We start from the raw sequence: 19,556 nt of genomic DNA on the forward strand, positions 1-19,556 counted from the left end.
ACAAACAGGAGGGCGAAATGGGTTTCAAGATGGGTATCGTGGGTCTGCCGAACGTGGGCAAATCCACCCTCTTCAACGCGCTGACCAAGACGGCGGCCGCGCAGGCGGCGAATTTTCCCTTCTGCACGATCGAACCGAATGTCGGCGAAGTGGCCGTTCCAGATGAGCGGATCGACACGCTGGCCCAGATTGCAGGCTCGAAAGAGGTCATCCCGACCCGAATGACCTTCGTCGATATCGCCGGCCTCGTGAAAGGCGCCTCGAAAGGGGAGGGGCTGGGCAACCAGTTCCTCGCCAATATCCGCGAAGTCGATGCCATCGCCCATGTGCTGCGCTGCTTTGAAGACGGCGATGTGACCCATGTGGAAGGCCGCGTCGATCCGGTGGCCGATGCCGAAACCATCGAGACCGAACTGATGATCGCCGATCTCGAAAGCCTCGAGAAGCGTATCGCGAACCTCGCCCGCAAGGTGAAATCCGGCGACAAGGAAGCCAAGGAGGCGATGCGCCTTCTGGAGCAGGCGAAAGAGGCGCTGGAAGCTGGCCGCCCCGCGCGCACCGTCGAGGTGTCCGAGGACGACCGCAAAGCGTGGAACATGCTGCAGCTGCTGACCGCCAAGCCGGTTCTCTATGTCTGCAATGTCGAGGAAGGCTCCGCCGCGACCGGCAACTCGAAATCCGAAGCGGTCGCCAAGATGGCCGCAGAGCAGGGCGCGGGCACCGTGGTGATCTCGGCCAAGATCGAAGAAGAAATCTCGCAGCTCGACGCCGAGGAAGCCGAGATGTTCCTCGAAGAGATGGGGCTGGAAGAGGCCGGTCTCGACCGCCTGATCCGCGCGGGCTACGACCTGCTGGGCCTGCAGACCTATTTCACCGTCGGCCCGAAAGAAGCCCGCGCCTGGACGATCCGCAAGGGCACGCTGGCCCCGGCGGCGGCGGGCGTCATCCACGGCGATTTCGAACGCGGCTTCATCCGCGCCGAGACGGTCTCCTACGACGACTACGTCGCCAACAAGGGGGAAGCGGGCGCGAAAGAGGCCGGCAAGTTCCGCGTCGAGGGCAAGACCTACGAAGTGAAAGACGGCGACGTGCTGCACTTCCTGTTCAACGCGTGAACCTCGGCTGGGGGCGTCACTTCTTCGCCCCCGCCTTGACCTCCGTGATCGCGTCGACATCCACGATCTGCCACGGCATCCCCGCATTGCGGTAGAGCCGCTTGGCCGTGTCGGGATAGTCGCCCACGTCATGGGGTAGGCGCTGGCCCACCACGAGCAGCCGCAACATCTCCGATCCGGTATTCTCGATCGTATGGGCCGCGCCGCCCGCGCGGTAGCCGATGAAATCGCCCGGCCCGATCGCGTGACGCTCTTCGCCGATCCGCGCGGTCGCCTCGCCGCTGAGCACGAAGATCGCCTCGTCCTCGTGGTGGTGGCGGTGAAACTCGGTGGTCTCGCAGCCGGGCTCCACTTCGATGATATGCACCCCGATCCCGGTCAGCCCCGTCGCATCGCCAAGGCTCTTGTTGATCCGCCGCGCATTCGGGTTGAGGAAATGCGTCTTGGCCAGCCCCTCCATCGCCGCGATCTCATCGGCCCGGATCAGATATCGGTCTTCGCTCATCGCGCCCCTCCTTCTCCTTGATCCAAATATCCCCGCCGGAGGCTTCCGCAGTCTCAGCCAGCGATCCGGTCCAGAATAGCAGAGACATCGCTGTCCGCCATCGCGCCGGTGGTCCGGCCCGCCTCGCCCGCAAGCCGCGTCGCGACGAAGGCGTCGCTCACCGCCGCAGGTGCATGCCGGATCAACAGCGATGCGGTCAGGAGCAGTGCCAGCCGTTCCGCGAACCAGCGCGCCTCGGCCTCGGGTGGGAGCGCAGGCCAGCGGGCGAGGTGATCGGCCAGCGCCGCGTCATAGCGAGGATCGCTGCCGCGCGCCGCGTCCAGCTCCGCGCGCAGCATCTCCGCCGCCAGCGGCTCTTTCGCGAGGGTCCGCAGGATGTCGAGACAGATCACGTTGCCCGAGCCTTCCCAGATGCCGTTCAGCGGGGCCTCGCGGTAGAGCATCGGCATCGGCGTGTCCTCGACGTAGCCGATGCCGCCCAGCACCTCCATCGCCTCGTAGGTCACCATGGGGCAGCGTTTGTTGCCGTAGTATTTCGCCAGCGCCACGCCGATCCGGGCGAAGGCGCGATCCTCGGGGCGGGCGCTGTCGAAGGCCTGCGCCACGCGCATCCCCAGCGTCAGCGCGCCTTCCCAATCCAGCGTCAGATCGGCCAGCACCGCGCGCATCAGCGGCTGGTCAATCAGGCGCCGCTGGAAGGCGGCGCGATGCGTGGCCCAGTGATGCGCCTCGGAGATCGCCGCGCGCATCAGCCCCGCAGGCGCGAGCGCGGTGTCGAGTCGGGTGTGATGCACCATCTCGATGATTGTGGCGACGCCCCTGCCTTCCTCGCCCAGAAGATAGGCCAACGCGCCCTCATATTCGATCTCGGAGGACGCGTTGGAGCGATTGCCCAGCTTGTCCTTCAGCCGCTGGATTCGGATCGCGTTGCGCTCGCCTTCCAGCCAGCGCGGGACGAGGAAACAACTCAGTCCCTTGTCGGTCTGCGCCAGCGTCAGGAACCCGTCCGACATCGGCGCGGAGCAGAACCACTTGTGGCCGGTCAGCCGCCAATGCCCGTCCGCCGGCTCGGCGCGGGTGGTGTTCGCGCGCACGTCCGAGCCGCCCTGCTTCTCGGTCATCGCCATGCCGAGCGTCGCGCCGGTCTTCTCGCCCACCGGCAGCACGCGCGGATCGTAGCTGCGCGCGGTCAGTTTCGGGCGCCAGATCGCGGCGATCTCGGGCGTGGCCTCGAGCGCGGGCACCGCGGCATAGGTCATCGTCATCGGACAGCAGCTGCCGGGCTCGACCTGGCTCGCGAGATAGACCATCGCGGCGTGGGTGGCGTGGCCGCCCTTCGCGCCTTCCCACGGCAGCGCGGCGTAGCCCGCGCCGATTCCAGCCTCCATGAAGCGATGATAGGCGGGGTGAAAGTGCACTTCGTCGAGCCGTCGTCCACCCATATCGAAGAGGCGCAGCTCCGGCAGGTAGCGGTTCGCGTCGCGCCCGGCTTCGCGCATCTCGGTCGTGCCGAGGGTCCGGCCGTAATCCGAGAGCGTATCTGTCTGACCGCCCGCCCGCGCGACGGCCTCGCGCAGAGGCGCATCCGCGCCGAACAAATCGACGTCGCCGCGCGCGGGCGGCTGGTTCTCGACGTGATGGGTGGGCAGATCGGCGCGGGGATCGGGCGTGGTCATGGCAAACTCCTCCTGATCCGGATGGTAGGCGCGCGCCGTAAAACATGCGAGTGAAACGCGGCGGCAGGGCTTTTCTCGCGGCCGCCGCCGCCTAGATCAGGCGCGAAAGGGAGACCCATCATGAGCAAATGGCAGAAATCCGACGACGCGATCGCGAAACTCACCCCCGAGCAATACCGCGTCACGCAACAAAATGGCACCGAGCGCCCCTTCACGGGCGAATATGACGACCACTCCGCCAAGGGCATCTATGTCGACGTGGTCTCGGGCGAGCCGCTTTTCGCCTCCTCGACCAAATACAACGCGGGCTGCGGCTGGCCGTCCTTCACCAAGCCCTTGATCGACGATCATGTCGTGGAGCTGACCGATACCAGCCACGGGATGACGCGCGTCGAGGTGCGCTCGAAACATGGCGATAGCCATCTGGGCCATGTGTTCCCCGACGGCCCGCGCGATCAGGGCGGTTTGCGCTATTGCATCAACTCCGCCTCGCTGCGCTTCGTGCCCTACGAGGAGATGGAGGCCGAGGGCTACGGCGAGTATATGGACCGGGTCGAATAAGCACCGGGTCAGGGGTCTTTACCTTCCCGCGGCCCGGTGGCAGGGTCCGCGCAACATCATATGACAAAGGGGGCGCGGGAATGCGCAAGCTGGAACTTGGTCAAAGCGGGATCATGGTGTCCGAGATATGCCTCGGAACGATGACTTGGGGCAGCCAGAACACCGAGGCCGAGGGCCACGATCAGATCGACTTCGCGCTCGACCGCGGGATCAATTTCCTCGACACCGCGGAAATGTATCCGGTGAACCCGGTCAAGGCCGAGACCTTGGGCCGGACCGAGCAGATCGTGGGCACTTATCTGGCCAAGCGCGGCAAGCGCGACGATCTCGTGGTGGCGACGAAGATCACCGGCGAAGGCTCGCACGCGATCGAGGGAGGCCCGGTAATCAGCCCGACCCGGATCCGGCAGGCTGTGACGGACTCGCTGACCCGGCTGCAGACGGATTACATCGACCTCTACCAGTTCCACTGGCCCAATCGCGGCTCCTATCACTTCCGCAAGACGTGGCGCTTCGATCCGTCGAAGCAGCCCTCGAAGCAGGAGGTGCTCGACGATATGAGCGCCTGTCTGGAGACGCTCGAGGCGCTGCGCCAGGAAGGCAAGATTCGCGAATTCGGTCTGTCGAACGAGAGCGCCTGGGGCACCGCGCAATGGCTGGCACTGGCCGCGGCGGGTAAGGGGCCGCGCGTCGAGTCGATCCAGAACGAGTATTCGCTGATGTGCCGCTATTATGATCTCGATCTCGGCGAGCTCGGCCAACAGGAGAAGGTTACGCTGCTGGCCTATTCGCCGCTCGCGGCCGGTATCCTGACGGGCAAATATTCCGGCGACGTGATCCCCGAGAATACCCGTCGGTCGCTGGTCAACAATCTCGGTGGGCGGGCCAATCCGCGCGCTTTCGAGATCGCGGACCGCTATGTGGCGCTCGCCAAGGAGTTCGACCTGCACCCGGTCACGATGGCGATCGCCTGGGTGATGAGCCGTCCCTTCCCGGTGATCCCGATCGTCGGCGCGACTTCGGTCGACCAGCTCAAACCTAACCTCGACGCGGAAGGGGTGGAACTGCCGAAGGAGCTGCTCGACAAGATCGCGGAGCTCCATAAGCACTACCCGATGCCCTATTGATGCGGGCGGCGTCGATCCTTCTGGGTGCTGCACTCGCCCTCGCGGCCTGCAAGCCTTTCGGCACCACGGACGGGGGCGATACGGCAGAGCAACTGCCGCTGGTCGGGCAGGAAAAGATCGATGCCGGTAAATTCGAATGCGTCGCGCGCGGCGGCAACTGGGTCGCGCGCGACGGGGCGTTCATCTGCGTGAAGATGACCTCCGATAGCGGCAAGAGCTGCCAGGCGGGCAGCGAATGCGAGGGCGAATGCCTCGCGCGCTCCAAGACCTGCGCTCCGGTAACACCGCTTCTGGGCTGTAACGACGTGATGAGCGAGGCGGGCTACCCGATGCAACTATGCGTGCAATGAGCTGGGCGAAGATCGCCGCGCTGGGCGGCATGCTCGCGCTGACCCTCGCGGGCTGTGGGCCTCAGCCGGAGACCGCCTCGCTCCGCAAGCCGGGGGCGCTGATCTCTTCGGCCTCGCTGTTCCATCCGCAGCGCTTCGCTGGCGAGTGGCATGTCGTCGAAAGCGGTATTCCGGGCTGCTCGGGCACGCAAAACTGGACGTGGGACGGCAAGAGCGCCTATCGCCTGCGCGGCACGAATTGCGCGATTACACCGGCTGCCGTCGACGAGACGGTCACGCTGACCGGGCCGGGCGGGCGGCTTCTGGCGAAGGACGCGTTCGGCGGTGAGCCGATCTGGGTGCTCTGGGTCGATTTCGATTATCGGGTGGCTGTGCTCGGCACGCCGTCGGGCCGTTGGGGGATGATCCTGTCGCGGCAGACCCCGCCCCGGCCCGATCTGATCAAGGCGGCGCGCGACGTCATGGACTTCAACGGCTATGACATGACGCGGGTCGGCAAGTGACCGACGCGCCGGCGCATCTCTGGGTTTGGGTGACCCTGTTCGCGGCGGCGGTTCAGACCATCCGCTTCATGCTGCAAAAGCTGTTGGCGGGAGCGCAACTCTCGGTCGGCGGCGCGACGTTTTCACGCTTCCTGTTCGGCTTCCCGCTCGCGGCGGTGACGGCGCTGGGCTTTCTGGCCGCGACCGCCACGCGGTGGCCGCATCTAAGTGGCCCCTTCTGGGGTTTCGTCATAGCGGGCGGCGCGGCGCAGGTGGCGGCGACCTTCCTGACGGTCGCGCTGTTCGGCTTGCGCAACTTCGCGGTGGGCGTGGCCTTCACCAAGACCGAGACGGTGCAGGTCGCGCTGTTCTCCGCGATCATCCTTGGCGAGTTCGTCGGACCCATCGGCTGGATCGGAATTGCGATCGGGTTGGCGGGGGTGCTGTTCCTGACCAAGCCGCCCGAAGGCGGCTTCAACCCGCGAGCGGCGCTTTACGGCGTGGGGGCAGGGGCGCTGTTCGGCCTGTCCTCGATCTTCTATCGCGGAGCGACGCTGGAGCTTGAGCCGCTCGACTTCTTCGCTCGCGCCATCGTCGCGCTGGCCTGCGCGACCTTCGCGCAGTCAATCGGGATGGGGCTTTACCTGCGGCTGCGCGAGCCGGGCGAATTAACCCGCGTGTTCGGCGCGTGGCGGCGCACGGTGCTCGTGGGGATCACCGGCGTTCTGGGCTCGGCGGGCTGGTTCACTGCCTTCTCGCTGCAAAACGCGGCTTTCGTGCGCGCGCTGGGACAGGTGGAGATCGTCTTCACGCTGCTTGCCTCGGCGCTGGTCTTCCACGAGCGGCTGCACAAGCGCGAAGGGGTGGGCATCGCGCTCGTCGTGGTTTCGCTGATCGTGATTGTGCTGGCGGGGCGTTAGAGCCCGATCCGCCGGAACTCCGATCGCGATCCACGATTATCGAAGAACGGCACCGAATGCGGCGCGCCAAGCGCGTGATCGGTGGTGATCAGCGCCGCGATCTCGGCCAGCACGACTTCGGTGATGAACGGTAGGTTCAGCGCGCGCGCCTCCGGCAGGGGCACCCAATGCAGATGCGAGAGCTCGTCGCAGGCCCGCGAGAAATCGTCGAGATCGCCTTGGATTGCGTCCGCGTCGATGAGGAAAAACCGTGCATCGAAGCGGCGCGGACGGCCTGGCGGCGTGATCGCGCGGAACACGAAACGCAGATCGGCCGCCGAGGGCAGAAAGCCCAGATCGGCAAAGCCCTGCCAATCGGCGGGCACCGCGCCGGGCCAGGCGTTTTTCTCGCCCAGCACGAGCCCGGTCTCTTCCCACAACTCGCGGAGGGCGGCGGCGGCGAGGGCCGCACCGATGCCCCTGGGCGCATCGGCCTCGAGCCGCGCATGATCGGGCGCGGGCAGCGGAGACGCAAAGGGCACCTCCCAATCGGCAGCGTCGAGCGCACCGCCCGGAAAGACGTATTTCGAAGGCATGAACGCGGCCCCAGCGCCGCGCTGACCCATTAGCACACGAGGAGCTGTCGTCCCGTCACGGCGCAGGACGATCACGCTCGCCGCATCGCGCAGCGCAGTTTTGTCCTCCGGGGGCTTGGTGTCAGTCATGAACGATCTCGCCCTCGCCGAAACCATGCATCCGGCGCGACCATTGGATGCCTACCAGCATCCCTTTCATCAGCGGCAACAGGATCGCCGAGAGCACCATCGACCCGATGCCGAAAATCCAGATCATCTCCCACGGGCCGGGACGGAAAGCGATGAAATAGGCCGCCATCATCGGGATCGCGAGATGGCCCACGATCAGGATCGTCAGATAGGCCGGGCCGTCATCGGCGCGCTGGTGCGAGAGGTCTTCGCCGCAGGACGGGCAAGTGTCGCGCACCTTGAGATAGCTGTGCAAGATCCGCCCCTTGCCGCAGGCCGGACAGAGACAGCGCAGGCCTCGCCCGATCGAGCGGCCCAGCGGGCGGTCATCGTGATATTCGTCATGCGACTGCATTGCGCTCTCCCTTGTGGCGGTCTCTCTCCGCCCGTTTGCCGGGCAGTATGGCGGCAGCCGGAGCGGATGGAAAGTCCGGCGGGTCTATCACGGGTGTGTGAGATTCGCGACGGAATGCTGCGCGTGCCGCGTTGGGACAGACATCGACGGCGCGAGACGTGCCGTGGGAGCGAGAACAGGAGTTTCTTATGAAAGTCATGAACAGGCAGACCCTCGTCGCGGCGATCCTCGCAGGGAGCGCGATCACCCTCGCAATGCCGGTGGTGGCGCAGAACCAGACCGGCAACCAGATGCAGGGGCAACAGGCGATGCCGGGGAAGGGGCCAGCTAACGGACCGGGTAACGGTCCCGGCGCTGGCCAAGGTAATGGCCCGGTCAACGGTATGGGGCAGACCATGCAGCCCGGTGCGATGGACGGTCGGGGCGGACGCGGCTTCGGCTTCGACATCAGCCGTTTCGACAGCAATGGCGACGGTCAGGTGACGATGGACGAGATTCAAGCCAAGCGCGCCGCCGACGCGCAGGCGCTCGACGCGAATGGCGACGGCATGGTCTCGCAAGAAGAACTCGTCAATTTCGAGATGGCGAAGGTCAAGACCCGCATCGAGGCCCGCGTGAAGGCGCGTTTCGCTGCGCAGGACAGCAATGGCGATGGCGAGTTGTCGGCCGCCGAACTGATGGCCCACCCGATGCCGACGCGCATGTTCGAGCGTATGGACCGTAACGGCGACGGGGCGGTCAGCGCCGACGAGATGCAGATGGCCAAGAGGTTCATGCGGCGGATGCACGACCGCTACGAGCATGGCCGGAAGGGCAAGGGCGATCACCATGGGTACGACCGCATGGGCAAAGGGGATCGCTACGGCCATGACCGCATGGGCTGGGACGACGACCGCGACGAATATGGCCCCGGCTATGGCCGGATGATGCTAGGGGATGGTCCGATGGGGCAGGGCCCGAACGGTCAAGGCCCTCAGGGCACGCCGCCGATGCAACCGGGCGGCGGTGCTGGCCAAGGGCAAGGTCAGGGGCCGGGCAGCGGTCCGGCCGACGGCTCGGGCCGATCCGCGAACTGAGTTTCGAGCAGTACAAAGAGCCGGGGCGCAGCAGTGCGCCCCGGTCGCATGTCAAATTGCATGCGTAGGGAAAGCAGGCTAGGCCTTTGACGGAATGACGATGGCACTGGATGCGATGAACGAGGCTTCGGACGAGGCTCTGCTGGAGCTATACGCGCAGGGCGACCCGGCGGCAGCGCGGGCTTTGACGTTGCGCTTCGGGCCGTTGGCCTACCGGCTCGCTTATCGCTATCTTCGCGACGCGGCCGAGGCCGAGGATGTCGCGCAAGAGGGGCTTTTGCGGCTCTGGAAGATCGCGCCGGAATGGCGGGCCGGCGAGGCCAAGGTCTCGACATGGCTTTACCGGGTGGTTGCCAATCTCGCGACGGACCGGCTGCGCAAGCGCCGCGGCGTGGGGTTGGACGAGGCGCCTGAGGTGGTCGATGACCGGGCGAGCGCTCTGGACGAGCTGATCGCGCGCGACCGTGTGGCGGCGCTGGAAGCCGCGCTGGAGCAATTGCCGGAACGACAGCGGATCGCGGTGACACTGCGACATATCGACGGTTTGTCCAATCCCGAGATCGCTGCCGCGATGGAAACCGGCGTCGAAGCCGTAGAAAGTCTGACAGCGCGGGGAAAGCGCGCTTTGAGCAAGCTGCTTCGGGGGCAGCGAGAGAAATTGGGGTTTGGCGATGACTGACAAACGCATGGATCGCGAGACGGACGCATTCGACGACGCGGCGCTGGAGCAGCTTTTCAGCGAAGCGCGCGCGGCGGGCGGGGCCGAGCCAGGCGAGGGCTTCCTTGCCCGGGTTTTGGCCGATGCCGAGGCGGAGCAAGCAGCCTTTGCGCGCCAGGCCCCGGCGGATGGGTCCGAAGCACCCGATGTCCTAGCCGGTATCTGGGACGCGCTTCGCGGCGCGTTTGGCGGCTGGGCCCCGATGGGCGGCCTCGTCACGGCGGCGCTGGCCGGGGTCTGGATCGGCTTTGTGGGCGCAGACGAGATCGGCGCGCTCAGCCCGTTTTACGCCAGCAGCACGACCGAAAGCCTCGGCACGGTCAACCTGCTACCCGAAGGCGATACCTTCGCCTTCGTCGATGAAGGAGGGTTCTGATGGCGATTGCCGAGACGCGAAACGGCCGGGGGTTGCGTTGGGCGCTGATAGCGTCCGCGGTGCTGAACCTGCTGCTGCTGGGATTTTTCATCGGCGGCTGGCTTGGCCATGAGCGGCATCCGCCGCGCCCGGTCGTGGGCGACGTCAGCCTTGGCGCCTTCACCGGAGCTCTGAGCCCCGAAGACCGCGACGCGCTGCGCAAGGCGGCGCAGGCGCGCGGCTCCGAATTCCGCGACATGCGGCGGCAGGCGCGCAGCGATATGGCGGCGCTGATCAGCGCGATCGACGCGGAGCCGTGGGATCGCGATCAGGTGGCCAAGCTGCTCGAGCGGCACAAGGCGCGGACCGTGCAGCGGGTCGATATCGGCGAGCGGCTGATCCTCGACAGGCTCGACGCAATGAGCCCGGCGGCCCGCCACAGTTTCGCCGAGCGTCTGCGCGAGGGCGCGGGGCGGTTCGACCGGCACAAGAAAGACCGCGACAGGGATCGTCAGGACAAGCCTTGAGGCCGGTGCGATGGCCGGCGCGTCGGAGTTGGCCGCTAGCTGAAATGGTGAAGATTTTCGGCTCGTCTCATCATCATGCGTGGCGTGATGCTGTTTCCAGGCGTCACGCTGCGTTCGTGTGAGGGGCGAGTGAGACCTGGTTCCGGCCGCTTCCCTTAGCGCAGAGAAGGGCCGCATCGGCCTCGTCGATAAGATGCTGTGGGTCGTCGCGACGGGTGCCGCCGAATGCGAGGCCGATCGAGATCGTGGCCTGCATTTTGCTTCCGTCCGGAAGCGTGATTGTCGTCTCCTCGATATCACGTCGGAGCCGTTCCGCGATCCGATAGCTCTCATCGAGCGAGCTGTCCGGCAGCGCCACGAGAAACTCCTCGCCGCCGATGCGACCGATCAGGGCGACGTCGCGGAGGCTGCGGCGCAGATGACGGGCGATATTGGTCAGCACCTCGTCTCCCGCGCCGTGGCCATAGGTGTCGTTCACCGATTTGAAGCGATCGAGATCGAGCAGCATCACCGCGTAGCCGCGGCCGGTGCTGCGCGCGCGTTCGGACATGCGAGCCAGATGCGCATTGACGTAGCGGCGATTGTGGAGCCCGGTCAGCGGATCGACCAGCGCGAGACGCAAGCCTTCATCGACCGAGAGGCGAAGTTGATCGGAGAGCTGCTTGCGGCGCAGCTGCGCGCCGATCCGGAGTGCCGTTTCCTGTGCTGCGAGTGGCGTGGAGATATCCGAGGGCAGAAGGTCGTCCGCCCCTAGATCGAGCGCGCTCGCTTGCGTCTCCGAGGCTTCGGGCATGCACGCGATCAGGATCGCTGCGTGGCGCGTTTCTGGATGCGAGCGCAATTCCGACATCAGCCGCAGCCCGTCCCCGCGATGCACGAGATCCGCGCCGATCACGAAGAGATCGGGGGGGCGGCGCGCGGGGTCGCCGCCGCAGGGCTGTTCGTAACTGGTCAACAGGATCCGACTGGCCTCGAGCCGCGGTGCGAGCGCGGCTTTCCAGCGCATCCCCTCGGTCGGGTCGGGGGCGATCATCGCGATCCGGGCGGGAGGTGCGAATTCATTCGCGGCCTCGGCGAAACCGAGTGCCCGGCAGGTTTGTTCGCGCAGGGCCGAATCCTCGTCGCCGGCATGGGCGCGGATCAGGCTGCGCAGACGTGCGAGCAGCACGAGTTCGTCGAAAGGTTTGACGAGGACATCGTTCGCCCCGGCCGCCAGCAGCGCCACGCGCAGCTCCGGAATGTCGCGCTGCGTCATCGCGATGATCGGGATGCGCCGTGTCTGTGGATCGTTCCGCAGCCGTTTGATGACAGCCTCCCCTGTCATGTCGGGCAGGGTGATGTCGAGCAGGATCAGGCGGGGCCGTTCTGTTGTGGCGAGGGCGAGCGCCTCTGCTGCGCTCGCAGCTTGCAGCGTGTTGTAGCGCGCACCGGTCAGCTTCGCCTTCAGCACGATGCGATTGGTCGCCACGTCATTAACGATGAGGATCGTTCCCGGCATTCCAGGCTACTCCTTACAACCTCTTGCGTCCTCCGGTTTGCGGCAGGGCGATCGCGAATGCGCGAGCTTCTGGACGCGCCTTTTCTTGACCTTAGCGATCTATAGGTTAACAAAGCGTTTCCCCTGACAGAGAAGGATCCGCCATGCGGCAAGAAAACGCTCACACGCTCGCATTGCAGACCCTCGGTTGGCTCGTCAGCCGTGAAGAGTTGATCGGTGCATTCCTCGCCAATTCCGGGGCGAGCGCGGATGATTTGCGTGCGCAGGCGAGCGATCCGGACTTCCTCGCAGGGGTTCTCGACCATGTCCTGCAGGACGATCAGGTGGTTCTGGATTGCGCGCAGGACCTCGGAGTGCAGCCCGAGGCGCTGATGCAGGCCCGCGCGGTTCTCGGGCGCGGCGATCTGCGCCACTGGACCTGACGCCCCGCTTTGGGCAATCTGCCCGCAAAGGGAGGGCGGATCGCAGATGGCAGGCGGCAAGATACGGGCGGTGCTGTTCGACAAGGATGGCACGCTTTTCGATTTCGACGCGACATGGGGCGCTTGGGCGAAGCTGCAGATCGAGGCGTTGGCCGAAGACACCAGTCAGGCCGCGCGGCTTGCCGAGGCGATCGGGTTCGACCTCGAGCGGGTGGAGTTCGAGCCGCACTCGCCGGTGATCGCGGGCACGGTCCGGGAGGCGGCAGAATTGTTGCTGCCGCATTTGCCGGGGCGCACGCTCGACGACCTCGTAATCGAGCTGGAGCGCGCAGCGCATGATGTGCCGCTGGTGGAGCCGGTGCCGCTGAGCAAGCTTCTGTCTGATCTGCGCGCGCGCGGGTTGCATCTGGGTATTTGCACGAACGACGCCGAGTCCTCGGCGCGCGCGCATGCGGCGCAGGCGGGCATCACCGATCTTTTCGACCTGATCATCGGCTATGACAGCGGGCATGGCGCGAAACCCACGCCGAGCCCGCTTCTGGCCTTTGCGGACTCGCTCGGTCTGGACCCGGCGGAGGTGGTGATGGTCGGAGACAGCCAGCATGATCTGCACGCGGCGCGCGCGGCGGGGATGATCGCGATCGGCGTATTGAGCGGGCCAGCGATGCGGGACGATCTTGCTCCGCTGGCCGATGCCGTGCTCGATCATATCGGGGGGCTTCCCGACTGGCTCGCACAGCGCGCGGGCTGACGAGACGCGTCGGATGCGCGCGAGAGCCTCGCGCAAGAACAGGAGAGGGACGCATGCAACTACGTTTGCAACATATTCTGCTCGGGCTGCTGGCGGGCGTGTTCTTCTGGGCTCTCGATAGCGAGTTGCAGACGGCGCTGCCGCTCGACGCCCACGGGCAATTCGGCGTCTCGGTTCTGGGAACGGTGTTCTTCGCAACCGCGCTGGCGATGCTGGGCGAGATCGGCTGGCGCAAGGCCTTCGGTGCGGCGGCGCTGATTGCGTTTCCGGTCGCGCTGCTCGGCTGGTGGGCGTCGCTCGGCTATTCTCCGACCGAGTCGCTGGCGGGATTCATGCCGTTCGAGATGCTCGCGCTCGCGGTTCTGGCGACGCTGCCGATGCCCTTCGCGATGGCCGTGGCGCGGGGTGGCGGTCTCGCGTGGAACGACTATCCAGCGCTGTTTCTTCATGCATGGAATATCGTCGTGCGCTATGCCGCCGCGTGTATTTTCCTCGGGATGGTCTGGCTCGTCCTCTATCTCTCGGCGCGCCTGCTCGAAAGCGTGGACCTCGATTTCCTGCGTCAGCTTCTGCGCCAGAAACTATTCGCCTTCTCCGTGTCGGGCGGCATTCTCGGGCTCGGGCTGGCGGTGGTGACCGAGTTGGAGGAGATGATCTCTCCTACCCTCATACTGCGGCTTCTCAGGCTGTTGTTGCCGCCCGTCCTGCTGGTCGCCGTGATCTTCGTGGCCGGGTTCATTGCGCGCCGCGGGCAGGTCTCGCTGATCGGGTTCTCGCAAATCGAGACGCTGCTGGCGATGGCCGTGGCCGCTGTGACGCTGATCTCGATCGGCGTGGAGCGCGACGATCACAGCGCAGTGCGGGCCCAGGTTTTGCGGCTGTCGGCTCAGGGGCTGGCGCTGGCGCTGCCCGTGCTGGTCGGCGCAGCGGCCTGGACTGGCTGGCAAAGCGTCACGGCGCAGGGCTGGACGCCAGGGCGCGTGGCGCAGGCGGTGCTGATCGTGCTGCTCGCGGGATATGCACTGGGATATGCCGGCTCTGTCCTGCTGGGGCGCGGCTGGATGGCGCGCCTGCGGCGGATCAATATCGCGATGGCGGGCGTGCTGTTTCTCGCGGCTCTGGCGTGGCTGACGCCAGTGCTGGATGCGAATGCCATCGCCGCGCGCTCGCAACTGGCGCTCTATCGCGACGGGCGGATCACTGCGGGGGCCCTGCCGCTCTACGCCTTGAAAAACCAATGGGGGCTTGCCGGGCAGTCGGCCTACTCGGAGCTGGAGGCCCAAGCCGGTGATGATCGAGCGCTCGCGACCGCCTTGGCGCGTCTGCGCCCGTCGGCGGATGGGGGCGAAGGGGATAGTGCGGCGCGCGCCCAGTTGCGCCGGGATCTCGTGCTGCCGCCCGGAGCGACGCCGCCCGAGGATGCGTTGCTCGATGCGATCCGCGCGCGGGCTCCGGAAGTCGCGTCGGGGCTTTGCGCCTCTGGCGAGGGCGCTGCGGCGAATTGCGCCCTGATCGAGGCCGATTTCCTGAAAGATGTACCCGGCGACGAGGCGATGGTCCTGCTGCATCTGCCCGATCGCGATGCGATCTACGTTCTGCGCCAGTCGGATGGCGCTTGGGATTCGATCGGGTGGGGTAGCGTGGTCGACGCGCAGGGCGAACCGCGCTTCCGCGTCGATCTGGCACCTGTCATCGCCGCCATCAAGCGCGGCGAGATGAAAGTCGTCCCAAGCGGGATCATGTCGCTCGAGGCCGGTGGGCTGCGCCTGTTGCCGCTCTCGCGCTGAGCCGAGCGATTTTGGAGCTTTGTTAACTTCTGGTCGCTAGCGTGGCGGGAAGGAGGGCACATGCTCGGCTTGATCAACCGCTCTATCGAAAACTTCCTGACCGACACCCACGGGGCGGCGCTCTGCGCGCGTGTTAGGCGGTGCGCGGAGCTGCCGAGTGAAGGCTATGAACCGCTGCTGCAATATGCCGATGCGCAAACCTTGCGGCTGATTGATGCCGCTTGCGACGCGTTGGGGCGTGAACGGTCCGAGTTGCTCGAGGACCTTGGTGCGCATCTGTGCACGCGCGAAGCCGTGCGGCGCCTGTTGCGCTATGGCGGGTGCGATTATCGCGGGTTCCTGAATTCGCTGAACGAGTTGCACGACCGCGCGCGAATGGCGTTGCCCGATCTCGAACTGCCGCATCTTCATCTCGTTGCGACCGAGTCGGGCCAGTTTCGTCTTCGCGTCATCGGGGACGTGCCGGGCTGGGGGGCGGTGCTGGCGGGTATTCTGCGCGCGATGGCGGATGACTATGGCAGCCTCGCGCTTATTGAAATGCCGCAGAGCAGGGCAGGCCGCGACTCGCGGATATTCGAGCCGGCGGAAGAGGTGGTGACAATCCAACTGCTCGACGCCGCCCATGCCGAGGCGCGTCAATTCGCCCTAGCGCACATGACTGGAGAGGTGTGATGGGCGCACCGGCCAAAACCACTGTTGCCCCGAGGGCTGCACCGACTGTGCCGCCGCCTGACCGGGGCGGCCAGGCCTATTGGCTGCCCCTCCTGACCGGGCTTTTGCCGATGTTTCTCTGGATAGATGAGCGGGCGCGCATCCTTGGCGTCGGCCGCACGTTGCGCAAAGTGCTCGGTGTGCCCGAGGCGCAGATCCTCGGCGCGCCGTTCGCACGATTTTTCGCGGTCGCGCGACGAGGGGCGACAGGTCGTCTTTGCACGGATACCTTGTGCAGGAATTGCGAGACACGCGATTGCGATGGTCAGGCCGGTCGCTGCGGGCGTTCGCTTGGTGCGCTGATGGCGGAGGAGGTACTGCATGTCACCCTGCGCATGCATCCTAAGGTGAGCCTGCGTGGCGCGGTCGTCAGCCATGTGGGGCTATCTGCGCAGACATCTGCAGGCGCGACTGCGGGCGATATGCTCCTCAATTTCAGCTTCGGTATTCACCTGCGTGAACTCGTGGCGGAGTTCGACCTGACAGAACGCGACTTCTCCGCCGCGGATCTCGCGATGGAAATGCTTTACCTGGAAGAAGCCAAATCGCTCGTGATGGAAGAATTGCGAGCCTTGACCGGGCGGCTCGATCAGGCCCGCAAAGCGGCAGAGAAACAGGCGCTGACCGATCCGCTGACGAAACTCGCCAACCGCCGCGCAATGGCGCAGGCGCTTGCGCAGGCAGTCGATCACGCGACGAATGACGCGGCGCATTTCGCTTTGCTGCAGATCGACCTCGACCACTTCAAGGCGATCAACGACAGTCGGGGCCATGCGGCAGGGGATTACGTGTTGCAACGTGTGGCCCGCAACCTGTGCGAAAGCGTTCGCGAGGACGATCTTGTTGCGCGCATGGGCGGCGACGAATTTCTCGTGCTGCTGCGGGGCGCTCCGAGTTACGCGGAGGTCAGAGCTCTTGCGGCGCGGATTATCGAACAGATCGAGACACCGAAATGGTATCAGGGCCAGGAGTGCCTGGTGTCCGGATCGGTCGGCGCGGTTTCGTCACGCGACTACGAGAAGCTTGTGATCGGGGCGCTGCAGAGCGATGTCGACCGGGCAACCTATGCGGCGAAGGCAGCAGGGCGCGGATGCCTTCGTTTCGGGTCGAGATCGTCCGAAAAGGCTGATCGCAGGCGCCCGCGACCGCCTAACTCGGCGTCTGATACGCATAAAACGCTCTTTTCCTGACCGGTCGCCTTCGGGTAAGGGCAGCGCATGAGACAAGGTTTCCCATTTGCCCGCGCCGGACAGCGCATCGGTCTTCTGGGCGGGTCGTTCGATCCTGCGCATGAAGGCCACGTGCTGATCACGCGCGAGGCGCTGCGCCGTTTCAACCTCGACCGGGTCTGGTGGGTCGTGAGCCCCGGCAACCCGCTCAAGGCGCATGGGCCTGCACCCCTAGATCAGCGGATCGCGAGTGCACGGGCCATCCTCGGGGGAGACCCGCGGGTCGTGGTGACAGATATCGAAGCGCGGCTCGGTACCCGCTACACCGCCGACACGATCACCGCGCTGCGTGCGCTCTATCCCGGTGTGAATTTCGCATGGCTGATGGGAGCGGATAACCTCGTACAGCTCGATCGCTGGGACCATTGGCGGACGATCATAGAAAGCGTGTCGGTCGGCGTTCTGGCGCGTCCGGGCTGGCGGATGCCGGGGCGTTGGGCGCGCGCGGCGCGCATCTATGCGCGGGCCGAATTGCCCGCGGTTGCCTCGCAGCGCCTGCTCGACGGGCCAGCGCCACGCTGGTGCTTCGTAAACATCCCGATGTCGTCGATTTCCTCCACGGAAATTCGCGAGAAAGGCGGCTGGGGGGCATCGACGCCTGCTTGAAGACGGCGCAGGGCGCGCTACGCTCGGGCTAACGCCGAGGGGGAATCGCCATGCCGCTAACGATATCGCGTCGCTTTGCATTGCTGGGTGGCGCCGCGCTTTTCGTCACTCCGAAAACGGTTTTGGGTCAGGCGCCCGCAGCCGCCGAACTGGTTCGGATGGCGGGGCTGAGCGGCGATGTCGGCTATGTCGTGGCAGATCTGAAAACGGGCCAGATCCTTGAACAGCGCAATCCCGGCCAAGCGATGCCGCCCGCCTCCGCGCTCAAATCGATCACTTCGATTTACGCGATGGAGCAACTGGGCGGGGATTTCCGCTTCGGTACGCAGTTGATCGCGACGGGGCCAATCTCTGGCGGGCGGATTCAGGGTGATCTGATTCTCTCGGGCGGTGGCGATCCCACGCTGACGACCGACGATCTCAATGCGATGGCGAAGTCGCTCGCAGCCAAGGGGGTGCAGGGCGTCACGGGGCGGTTCCTGACCTGGGCCGGCGCGCTTCCGTACAAGAGCGAGATCGCAAATGATCAGCCGATTTTCGCAGGCTACAACCCGTCGATCTCCGGGCTGATGCTGAATTTCAATCGCGTGCATTTCCAATGGCGTCGCTCCGGGGGCGGCTGGGCGCTGAGCATGGACGCGCGTGGGCGCGACGTGCAGCCTCAGGCCTATACAGCGAAAGCCTCGATCGCGAAGCGGTCCTCACCCACATTCACCTATTCGGATCGCGGCGGGGTAGAGCATTGGACGGTCGCCTCGGCGGCTCTGGGGCGTGGCGGAAGCCGTTGGTTGCCGGTGCGCCATCCCGCGGCCTATGCGGGCGACGTGTTCCAGACGCTGGCCCGCGCACAAGGCACGCCGCTGCCCGCGCCGGAAGAGGCGCGCAATCTGCCCGGCGGCACGGTTCTGGTAAGCCATGAAAGCGATCCGCTTGTGCCAGTGCTGCGCGCGATGATGAAATACTCGACCAATATCACCGCCGAGGCGGTGGGCATGACGGTCAGCAAACGGCTGGGCGCGGGTAGTTCCCTGATGCAATCGGGGCAGGCCATGACCCAATGGCTGCAGCAGCGCACGGGCGCACGCTCGGCCCGGTTCACCGACCATTCCGGGTTGCGCGCCGATGCCGAGATTTCGCCGCAGGACATGGTCGCGGCGCTGCGCAATCTTGGCGCACCGATGGGGCTGCGCAGCTTAATGAAACCTTTCAAGCTGCGCGATGCGACGGGTAGGGCCTCGAAATCGCAGCCGTTCAGCGTCGATGCCAAGACCGGGACGCTGAATTTCGTCTCGACCTTGGCGGGCTACATGACCGCGCCGGATGGCACCGAGCTTGTGTTTGCGATCTTCACCGCCGATCTCGACCGTCGCCGGCGCGCGGGCTCCGCACCGCGCCCGCCGGGGCAGGTGCAATGGGTGCGTGCGTCGAAAATACTGCAGAGCCAGCTACTGGAACGTTGGGCCGGGATTTACGGGTGAGGCGCGATCCGGGCGGTGAACATGCCGCGTTCCCGCCCGAAGTGCCGCCGAGGATCAGAGCGTGACGTGACGCACTTTCGCGCCCCATTCGATGGCGACGGCGTGCAGCCGGTCGATCGCCAGCTCGCCGCGGATCTCCTCCAGCAGACGCAACTCGGCCTGTCGGATCGTGCCATCGGCCGCAGCTACGTCGCAGGCCAGCGCATAGGCGGTCTCGAAGATATGCTCGGGCAGCGCATCGCGGACCAGGCCGAACAGCGCTTCGAGCCCGTCTTCCTCTTCGAACAGTGTGAACACAGAGCGCGAGACCCGGGAGACGCGGTCGAAATCGTAGCCCGCGAAGATCGGCATGTGGTTCACGATCCGCTCGATGGCGACGAGTTCCGAGGTCGGCACGTCCTCGTCGGCGGCGGACACCGCGACCATCACGGCGACGAGCGCGTCTTGGGGCGAAAGCGAGGAGAGAACGTCTGGCAAGTCGGAGCTCCTTGATGGTGTTCGAGTGCTAATTATTGACTGTCCCCCTTCGCTTCAATAGGTCAGGCGCGACCGGGCGCACGGGGC

At 65.8% G+C, this 19,556-nt stretch carries 23 protein-coding genes; 17 read left to right on the top strand and 6 right to left on the bottom strand.

The window, feature by feature from the left end:
- Positions 1-17 precede the first annotated feature (17 nt).
- The gene (ychF, locus tag B6V73_RS13395) at positions 18-1,115 is read left to right on the top strand and encodes a redox-regulated ATPase YchF (protein WP_078600446.1); all 1,098 of its coding nucleotides are present in this window, start codon (positions 18-20) and stop codon (positions 1,113-1,115) included.
- Between the two features lie 16 nt (positions 1,116-1,131).
- On the opposite strand, the gene B6V73_RS13400 is transcribed toward ychF, so the two are convergent.
- Both B6V73_RS13400 and B6V73_RS13405 read right to left on the bottom strand, forming a co-directional pair.
- Entirely contained in the window at positions 1,132-1,620 is a 489-nt protein-coding gene (locus B6V73_RS13400; protein ID WP_088725474.1) for a cupin domain-containing protein, read from the bottom strand.
- Positions 1,621-1,673: 53 nt separating this feature from the next.
- Complete coding sequence (locus B6V73_RS13405) at positions 1,674-3,296, bottom strand: acyl-CoA dehydrogenase family protein (RefSeq protein WP_088725475.1); 1,623 nt, start codon at positions 3,294-3,296, stop codon at positions 1,674-1,676.
- 120 nt (positions 3,297-3,416) lie between these two features.
- On the opposite strand from B6V73_RS13405, the gene msrB reads away from it, so the two are divergent.
- From msrB to B6V73_RS13430, 5 genes are all read left to right on the top strand, one after another.
- Positions 3,417-3,857: a peptide-methionine (R)-S-oxide reductase MsrB gene (gene msrB / locus B6V73_RS13410; RefSeq protein ID WP_088725476.1), complete on the top strand. Its 441-nt coding sequence runs from the start codon at positions 3,417-3,419 to the stop codon at positions 3,855-3,857.
- Positions 3,858-3,937: 80 nt separating this feature from the next.
- Positions 3,938-4,984, top strand: a complete 1,047-nt coding sequence (locus tag B6V73_RS13415) for an aldo/keto reductase (protein WP_075774038.1) — start codon at positions 3,938-3,940, stop codon at positions 4,982-4,984.
- A complete protein-coding gene (locus B6V73_RS13420; protein WP_075774039.1) occupies positions 4,984-5,334 on the top strand; it encodes a hypothetical protein in 351 nt (116 codons plus the stop codon). The genes B6V73_RS13415 and B6V73_RS13420 overlap by 1 nt, the downstream gene beginning before the upstream one ends.
- A complete protein-coding gene (locus B6V73_RS13425; protein ID WP_143597906.1) occupies positions 5,322-5,837 on the top strand; it encodes a lipocalin family protein in 516 nt (171 codons plus the stop codon). Before B6V73_RS13420 ends, B6V73_RS13425 begins: the two co-directional genes overlap by 13 nt.
- On the top strand, positions 5,834-6,736 hold the full coding sequence (locus B6V73_RS13430; RefSeq protein WP_240504140.1) for a DMT family transporter: 903 nt from the start codon (positions 5,834-5,836) through the stop codon (positions 6,734-6,736). Before B6V73_RS13425 ends, B6V73_RS13430 begins: the two co-directional genes overlap by 4 nt.
- Here the strand turns inward: B6V73_RS13430 and B6V73_RS13435 are convergent.
- Both B6V73_RS13435 and B6V73_RS13440 read right to left on the bottom strand, forming a co-directional pair.
- Positions 6,733-7,440, bottom strand: coding sequence for an NUDIX hydrolase (locus B6V73_RS13435; protein WP_088725478.1), 708 nt, complete (start codon positions 7,438-7,440; stop codon positions 6,733-6,735). The genes B6V73_RS13430 and B6V73_RS13435 overlap by 4 nt on opposite strands.
- Positions 7,433-7,834, bottom strand: a complete 402-nt coding sequence (locus tag B6V73_RS13440; protein WP_075774041.1) for a DUF983 domain-containing protein — start codon at positions 7,832-7,834, stop codon at positions 7,433-7,435. The genes B6V73_RS13435 and B6V73_RS13440 overlap by 8 nt, the downstream gene beginning before the upstream one ends.
- Positions 7,835-8,022: 188 nt before the next feature.
- Between B6V73_RS13440 and B6V73_RS13445 the strand changes: the two genes are divergently transcribed.
- The 4 genes from B6V73_RS13445 to B6V73_RS13460 all read left to right on the top strand — a co-directional run bounded on the left by B6V73_RS13445 (position 8,023) and on the right by B6V73_RS13460 (position 10,510).
- Positions 8,023-8,910: a hypothetical protein gene (locus B6V73_RS13445; RefSeq protein ID WP_088725479.1), complete on the top strand. Its 888-nt coding sequence runs from the start codon at positions 8,023-8,025 to the stop codon at positions 8,908-8,910.
- Positions 8,911-9,004: 94 nt separating this feature from the next.
- On the top strand, positions 9,005-9,589 hold the full coding sequence (locus tag B6V73_RS13450; protein ID WP_088725480.1) for an RNA polymerase sigma factor: 585 nt from the start codon (positions 9,005-9,007) through the stop codon (positions 9,587-9,589).
- Positions 9,582-10,004: a hypothetical protein gene (locus B6V73_RS13455; RefSeq protein ID WP_141104907.1), complete on the top strand. Its 423-nt coding sequence runs from the start codon at positions 9,582-9,584 to the stop codon at positions 10,002-10,004. Before B6V73_RS13450 ends, B6V73_RS13455 begins: the two co-directional genes overlap by 8 nt.
- Complete coding sequence (locus B6V73_RS13460; protein WP_088725481.1) at positions 10,004-10,510, top strand: periplasmic heavy metal sensor; 507 nt, start codon at positions 10,004-10,006, stop codon at positions 10,508-10,510. Before B6V73_RS13455 ends, B6V73_RS13460 begins: the two co-directional genes overlap by 1 nt.
- 103 nt (positions 10,511-10,613) lie before the next feature.
- On the opposite strand, the gene B6V73_RS13465 is transcribed toward B6V73_RS13460, so the two are convergent.
- Positions 10,614-12,008 carry a diguanylate cyclase gene (locus B6V73_RS13465; protein WP_088725482.1) on the bottom strand — a complete coding sequence of 465 codons (1,395 nt, stop codon included), beginning with the start codon at positions 12,006-12,008 and terminating at the stop codon, positions 10,614-10,616.
- Positions 12,009-12,151: 143 nt separating this feature from the next.
- Here B6V73_RS13465 and B6V73_RS13470 point away from each other — a divergent pair, with 143 nt between their 5' ends.
- The 7 genes from B6V73_RS13470 (at position 12,152) to dacB (ending at position 18,992) form a co-directional block, all read left to right on the top strand.
- Positions 12,152-12,430 carry a DUF3572 domain-containing protein gene (locus B6V73_RS13470; protein WP_075774047.1) on the top strand — a complete coding sequence of 93 codons (279 nt, stop codon included), beginning with the start codon at positions 12,152-12,154 and terminating at the stop codon, positions 12,428-12,430.
- A gap of 46 nt (positions 12,431-12,476) precedes the next feature.
- Positions 12,477-13,181 (top strand): HAD family hydrolase, encoded by a 705-nt coding sequence (locus B6V73_RS13475; RefSeq protein WP_075774048.1) that lies wholly within the window; start codon positions 12,477-12,479, stop codon positions 13,179-13,181.
- Positions 13,182-13,234: 53 nt separating this feature from the next.
- Entirely contained in the window at positions 13,235-14,968 is a 1,734-nt protein-coding gene (locus tag B6V73_RS13480) for a DUF4153 domain-containing protein (RefSeq protein WP_088725483.1), read from the top strand.
- Positions 14,969-15,028: 60 nt separating this feature from the next.
- Positions 15,029-15,640: a heme NO-binding domain-containing protein gene (locus tag B6V73_RS13485; RefSeq protein WP_088725484.1), complete on the top strand. Its 612-nt coding sequence runs from the start codon at positions 15,029-15,031 to the stop codon at positions 15,638-15,640.
- Positions 15,641-15,750: 110 nt separating this feature from the next.
- Positions 15,751-16,869: a GGDEF domain-containing protein gene (locus B6V73_RS13490; protein WP_168174899.1), complete on the top strand. Its 1,119-nt coding sequence runs from the start codon at positions 15,751-15,753 to the stop codon at positions 16,867-16,869.
- Between the two features lie 27 nt (positions 16,870-16,896).
- Positions 16,897-17,514, top strand: a complete 618-nt coding sequence (locus B6V73_RS13495) for a nicotinate-nucleotide adenylyltransferase (protein ID WP_088725486.1) — start codon at positions 16,897-16,899, stop codon at positions 17,512-17,514.
- A 50-nt stretch (positions 17,515-17,564) separates the two neighbouring features.
- Entirely contained in the window at positions 17,565-18,992 is a 1,428-nt protein-coding gene (dacB, locus tag B6V73_RS13500) for a D-alanyl-D-alanine carboxypeptidase/D-alanyl-D-alanine-endopeptidase (protein ID WP_088725487.1), read from the top strand.
- A 54-nt stretch (positions 18,993-19,046) separates the two neighbouring features.
- Here the strand turns inward: dacB and B6V73_RS13505 are convergent, their stop codons facing one another.
- A complete protein-coding gene (locus tag B6V73_RS13505) occupies positions 19,047-19,469 on the bottom strand; it encodes a tellurite resistance TerB family protein (protein ID WP_075774054.1) in 423 nt (140 codons plus the stop codon).
- Positions 19,470-19,556 lie beyond the last annotated feature (87 nt).

This window comes from Thioclava sp. JM3, assembly GCF_002213185.1.
Lineage (GTDB): Bacteria > Pseudomonadota > Alphaproteobacteria > Rhodobacterales > Rhodobacteraceae > Thioclava > Thioclava nitratireducens.

Coding starts and splice junctions, on each gene's coding strand:
- ychF (WP_078600446.1), top strand. CDS start 18: ATGGGTTTCAAGATGGGTATCGTGGGTCTGCCGAACGTGGGCAAATCC.
- B6V73_RS13400 (WP_088725474.1), bottom strand. CDS start 1,620: ATGAGCGAAGACCGATATCTGATCCGGGCCGATGAGATCGCGGCGATG.
- B6V73_RS13405 (WP_088725475.1), bottom strand. CDS start 3,296: ATGACCACGCCCGATCCCCGCGCCGATCTGCCCACCCATCACGTCGAG.
- msrB (WP_088725476.1), top strand. CDS start 3,417: ATGAGCAAATGGCAGAAATCCGACGACGCGATCGCGAAACTCACCCCC.
- B6V73_RS13415 (WP_075774038.1), top strand. CDS start 3,938: ATGCGCAAGCTGGAACTTGGTCAAAGCGGGATCATGGTGTCCGAGATA.
- B6V73_RS13420 (WP_075774039.1), top strand. CDS start 4,984: ATGCGGGCGGCGTCGATCCTTCTGGGTGCTGCACTCGCCCTCGCGGCC.
- B6V73_RS13425 (WP_143597906.1), top strand. CDS start 5,322: ATGCGTGCAATGAGCTGGGCGAAGATCGCCGCGCTGGGCGGCATGCTC.
- B6V73_RS13435 (WP_088725478.1), bottom strand. CDS start 7,440: ATGACTGACACCAAGCCCCCGGAGGACAAAACTGCGCTGCGCGATGCG.
- B6V73_RS13440 (WP_075774041.1), bottom strand. CDS start 7,834: ATGCAGTCGCATGACGAATATCACGATGACCGCCCGCTGGGCCGCTCG.
- B6V73_RS13445 (WP_088725479.1), top strand. CDS start 8,023: ATGAAAGTCATGAACAGGCAGACCCTCGTCGCGGCGATCCTCGCAGGG.
- B6V73_RS13450 (WP_088725480.1), top strand. CDS start 9,005: ATGACGATGGCACTGGATGCGATGAACGAGGCTTCGGACGAGGCTCTG.
- B6V73_RS13455 (WP_141104907.1), top strand. CDS start 9,582: ATGACTGACAAACGCATGGATCGCGAGACGGACGCATTCGACGACGCG.
- B6V73_RS13460 (WP_088725481.1), top strand. CDS start 10,004: ATGGCGATTGCCGAGACGCGAAACGGCCGGGGGTTGCGTTGGGCGCTG.
- B6V73_RS13465 (WP_088725482.1), bottom strand. CDS start 12,008: ATGCCGGGAACGATCCTCATCGTTAATGACGTGGCGACCAATCGCATC.
- B6V73_RS13470 (WP_075774047.1), top strand. CDS start 12,152: ATGCGGCAAGAAAACGCTCACACGCTCGCATTGCAGACCCTCGGTTGG.
- B6V73_RS13475 (WP_075774048.1), top strand. CDS start 12,477: ATGGCAGGCGGCAAGATACGGGCGGTGCTGTTCGACAAGGATGGCACG.
- B6V73_RS13480 (WP_088725483.1), top strand. CDS start 13,235: ATGCAACTACGTTTGCAACATATTCTGCTCGGGCTGCTGGCGGGCGTG.
- B6V73_RS13485 (WP_088725484.1), top strand. CDS start 15,029: ATGCTCGGCTTGATCAACCGCTCTATCGAAAACTTCCTGACCGACACC.
- B6V73_RS13490 (WP_168174899.1), top strand. CDS start 15,751: ATGTTTCTCTGGATAGATGAGCGGGCGCGCATCCTTGGCGTCGGCCGC.
- B6V73_RS13495 (WP_088725486.1), top strand. CDS start 16,897: ATGAGACAAGGTTTCCCATTTGCCCGCGCCGGACAGCGCATCGGTCTT.
- dacB (WP_088725487.1), top strand. CDS start 17,565: ATGCCGCTAACGATATCGCGTCGCTTTGCATTGCTGGGTGGCGCCGCG.